Source organism: Rhodococcus sp. IEGM 1354 (assembly GCF_030056855.1).
In the GTDB taxonomy this organism is placed as follows: Bacteria; Actinomycetota; Actinomycetes; order Mycobacteriales; family Mycobacteriaceae; genus Rhodococcoides.
The window spans coordinates 1-3,478 of record NZ_JASHKT010000026.1 but is presented as its reverse complement, the minus strand read 5'-3'; the positions used below and the strand labels follow the sequence as shown (position 1 = coordinate 3,478).

Here is a 3,478-nt window from a genome sequence, read left to right as displayed (position 1 = left end):
TGTGTGTGTTGTTTGAGAATTGCACAGTGGACGCGAGCATCTTTGTTGTAAGTAATGAAGAGCGTACGGTGGATGCCTTGGCACCAGGAGCCGATGAAGGACGTAGGAGGCTGCGATAAGCCTCGGGGAGCTGTCAACCGAGCTGTGATCCGAGGGTGTCCGAATGGGGAAACCCAGCACGAGTGATGTCGTGTTACCCGCATCTGAATATATAGGGTGTGTGGAGGGAACGTGGGGAAGTGAAACATCTCAGTACCCACAGGAAGAGAAAACAATAGTGATTCCGTGAGTAGTGGCGAGCGAAAGCGGATGAGGCCAAACTTTGTGCGTGTGATACCCGGCAGGGGTTGCGTATGGAGGGTTGTGGGGTTTGCATTGTCGATTCTGCCGGATCGGCCGACAGTGAGAAATTGTGGTGTTAGTCGAAGTGGTCTGGAACGGCCTGTCGTAGAGGGTGAGAGTCCCGTAGACGAAAACATTGCAACTGTCGTTGTGGATACCCAAGTAGCAGCGGGCCCGTGAAATCTGCTGTGAATCTGTCGGGACCACCCGATAAGCCTGAATACTCCCTGGTGACCGATAGCGGACTAGTACCGTGAGGGAAAGGTGAAAAGTACCCCGGGAGGGGAGTGAAATAGTACCTGAAACCGTGCGCTTACAATCCGTCAAAGCCGGTGCATGACTTGTCATGGCTGGTGATGGCGTGCCTTTTGAAGAATGAGCCTGCGAGTTAGTGGCATGTCGCGAGGTTAACCCGTGTGGGGTAGCCGTAGCGAAAGCGAGTCCGAATAGGGCGTATCACCGTGAGGTGTGTAGTGGCGTGTTCTAGACCCGAAGCGGAGTGATCTACCCATGGCCAGGTTGAAGCGACGGTAAGACGTCGTGGAGGACCGAACCCACTTAGGTTGAAAACTGAGGGGATGAGTTGTGGGTAGGGGTGAAAGGCCAATCAAACTCCGTGATAGCTGGTTCTCCCCGAAATGCATTTAGGTGCAGCGTCACGTGTTTCTCACCGGAGGTAGAGCTACTGGATGGTCTAGGGGGCCTACAAGCTTACCGAAATCAGCCAAACTCCGAATGCCGGTGAGTGAGAGCGTGGCAGTGAGACTGCGGGCGATAAGGTTCGTAGTCGAGAGGGAAACAGCCCAGATCGCCAGCTAAGGTCCCTAAGCGTGTACTAAGTGGAAAAGGATGTGGGGTCGCGAAGACAACCAGGAGGTTGGCTTAGAAGCAGCCACCCTTGAAAGAGTGCGTAATAGCTCACTGGTCAAGTGATCCTGCGCCGACAATGTAGCGGGGCTCAAGTACACCACCGAAGCTGCGGCACTCACACAATAGCCCGCTGTTCTCTTGCGAGGGTTCAGCCAGGTGTGTGGGTGGGTAGGGGAGCGTCGTGCAGCCATGGAAGCATCGGAGTGATCCAGGTGTGGAGGCTGCGCGAGTGAGAATGCAGGCATGAGTAGCGAAAGACGAGTGAGAAACTCGTCCGCCGAATGACCAAGGGTTCCTGGGCCAGGTTAATCCGCCCAGGGTGAGTCGGGACCTAAGACGAGGCCGACAGGCGTAGCCGATGGACAACGGGTTGATATTCCCGTACCCGTGTAACCGCGCCCATGGTGAATCAGTGACACTAACCACCCTGAATCCATATGACTTGCCGCCTTCGGGTGGCCGGCGTGTGGTGGATGCGTGGGACCTGATCTGGTAGTAGCCAAGCGATGGGGTGACGCAGGAAGGTAGCTGGGCCAGTCAGTGGTTGTACTGGTGTAAGCCTGTAGGGCGAACGGTAGGCAAATCCGCCGTTCACATAGCCTGAGAGGTGATGCGTAGCCGATTGAGGCGAATTCAGTGATCCTATGCTGCCGAGAAAAGCCTCTAGTGAGTTGTTACACGGCCCGTACCCCAAACCGACACAGGTGGTCAGGTAGAGAATACTAAGGCGATCGAGATAACTATGGTTAAGGAACTCGGCAAAATGCCCCCGTAACTTCGGGAGAAGGGGGGCCCCTGCCGGTGATCACTCTTGCAGTGTGAGCTGGTGTGGGCCGCAGAGACCAGTGAGAAGCGACTGTTTACTAAAAACACAGGTCCGTGCGAAGTCGTAAGACGATGTATACGGACTGACGCCTGCCCGGTGCTGGAAGGTTAAGAGGACCGGTTAGCCAGTGATGGCGAAGCTGAGAATTTAAGCCCCAGTAAACGGCGGTGGTAACTATAACCATCCTAAGGTAGCGAAATTCCTTGTCGGGTAAGTTCCGACCTGCACGAATGGCGTAACGACTTCTCAGCTGTCTCAACCATAGACTCGGCGAAATTGCATTACGAGTAAAGATGCTCGTTACGCGCGGCAGGACGAAAAGACCCCGGGACCTTCACTACAGCTTGGTATTGGTGTTCGGTTCGGTTTGTGTAGGATAGGTGGGAGACTGTGAAGCGGTGACGCCAGTTACTGTGGAGTCGTTGTTGAAATACCACTCTGATCGTATTGGATACCTCAACCTCGGACCATGATCTGGTTCAGGGACAGTGCCTGGTGGGTAGTTTAACTGGGGCGGTTGCCTCCTAAAATGTAACGGAGGCGCCCAAAGGTTCCCTCAGCCTGGTTGGCAATCAGGTGTCGAGTGCAAGTGCACAAGGGAGCTTGACTGTGAGACTGACAAGTCGAGCAGGGACGAAAGTCGGGACTAGTGATCCGGCACCGGCAAGTGGAAGCGGTGTCGCTCAACGGATAAAAGGTACCCCGGGGATAACAGGCTGATCTTCCCCAAGAGTCCATATCGACGGGATGGTTTGGCACCTCGATGTCGGCTCGTCGCATCCTGGGGCTGGAGTAGGTCCCAAGGGTTGGGCTGTTCGCCCATTAAAGCGGCACGCGAGCTGGGTTTAGAACGTCGTGAGACAGTTCGGTCTCTATCCGCCGCGCGCGTAAGAAACTTGAGGAAGGCTGTCCCTAGTACGAGAGGACCGGGACGGACGAACCTCTGGTGTGCCAGTTGTTCCACCAGGAGCACCGCTGGTTGGCTACGTTCGGAAGGGATAACCGCTGAAAGCATCTAAGCGGGAAGCCTGTTCCAAGATGAGGTTTCTCACCCCCTCGAGGGGGTAAGGCCCCCGGCAGACCACCGGGTTGATAGGCCAGAACTGGAAGTACAGCAATGTATGCAGGTGACTGGTACTAATAGGCCGAGGACTTACCACAAAGAAGCTACGCGTCCACTGTGCAATATCTGAAACAACACACGAGTAGTTGTTCAGCAAGCACAATCGAATACAGGTCCAAGAACGAAACACCGACCCCGACAATAATGTGGGGGATGTGTTCTCCGACTGCGACCGCTCGTGACACTGTTTCGCAGCGTTACGGCGGCCATAGCGGAGGGGAAACGCCCGGTCCCATTCCGAACCCGGAAGCTAAGCCCTCCAGCGCCGATGGTACTGCACTCGACAGGGTGTGGGAGAGTAGGACACCGCCGAACAC

General features: G+C 55.4%; 2 rRNA genes. Both read left to right on the top strand.

The window, feature by feature from the left end:
• Positions 1-45 precede the first annotated feature (45 nt).
• Positions 46-3,199, top strand: a 23S ribosomal RNA gene (locus QM588_RS25530).
• Between the two features lie 160 nt (positions 3,200-3,359).
• Positions 3,360-3,476: ribosomal RNA gene (gene rrf, locus QM588_RS25525) — 5S ribosomal RNA — on the top strand.
• The last annotated feature ends 2 nt before the right edge of the window (positions 3,477-3,478 follow it).